The 1,181-nt window shown below is 71.0% G+C and carries 1 protein-coding gene; it reads left to right on the forward strand.

Annotated features, from left to right (window positions below; genetic code table 11):
- Positions 1 to 276: 276 nt before the first annotated feature.
- Positions 277 to 1,181: alpha-amylase family glycosyl hydrolase (locus ABZW32_RS40005; RefSeq protein WP_356225857.1), on the forward strand; the 905-nt coding region annotated here is incomplete at its 3' end.

Raw genomic sequence — 1,181 nt, forward strand, 5'->3', positions numbered from 1 at the left:
CCATCGCGAAGCGACGCGACGAAGGAGCGCCCTTGAGGGACCGGCCCGACACGGAAGGACAGTGGACTGGCGGGACGCCCCCAGCCCTCCCCTGACACGGGCCAGGTCGAGTCCCGCCGCCCCCCCGACCCCGCCCGGCATGCGAAGCCCCCGCCCGACGGAGCGCCGCCCCCCCCCGCGAAACAAATCTGCAATCTCTTGCGCAAGCTCTTGCAACACGCCTGGGTGGCACCTACGGTCGGCGGCAATCCCCCACCTCTCCGCCAGGAGGCCCCCATGCCCCGCACCACAAGAGGCCGCAGAGTCACCGGAGTTCCCGGGACCGCTCTCGCCGCCCTCGTCCTCGCCGCCGCCACCCTCACCGTCCAGGCCCCGCAGGCGCAGGCGGCGCCGCCCGGGGGGAAGGACGTCACCGCCGTGCTGTTCGAGTGGCGGTTCGACTCCGTCGCCGCCGCCTGCACCGGCACCCTCGGGCCCGCCGGGTACGGCTACGTCCAGGTGTCGCCGCCGCAGGAGCACATCCAGGGGCCCCAGTGGTGGACCTCGTACCAGCCCGTCAGCTACAAGATCGCCGGACGGCTCGGGGACCGGGCCGCCTTCCAGCGGATGGTCGGCGCCTGCCACGCCGCCGGCGTGAAGGTGGTCGCCGACTCCGTCATCAACCACATGGCGGCCAACGACGGCGTGGGGACCGGGGGTTCCCCGTACACGAAGTACGACTACCCCGGCCTCTACTCCGGCGCCGACATGGACGACTGCCGGGCGACGATCTCCGACTACCGCAACCGGGCCGACGTCCAGAACTGCGAGCTGGTACAGCTCGCGGACCTCGACACCGGGGAGGAGTACGTGCGCGGACGGATCGCCGGTTACCTCAACGACCTGCTCTCCCTGGGCGTGGACGGCTTCCGGATCGACGCCGCCAAGCACATGCCCGCCGCCGACCTCGCCAACATCAAGAGCCGGCTGACGAATCCTTCCGCCTACTGGAAGCAGGAGGCGATATACGGGGCCGGGGAAGCCGTCCAGCCCACCGAGTACCTGGGCAACGGGGACGTGCAGGAGTTCCGCTACGCCCGTGACCTCAAGCGGGTGTTCCAGAGCGAGAACCTCGCCTACCTGAAGAACTTCGGGGAGGCCTGGGGCTACATGCCGGGCGGGCAGGCCGGGGTCTTCGTCGA

Source organism: Streptomyces sp. NPDC004667 (assembly GCF_040609475.1).
Lineage (GTDB): Bacteria > Actinomycetota > Actinomycetes > Streptomycetales > Streptomycetaceae > Streptomyces.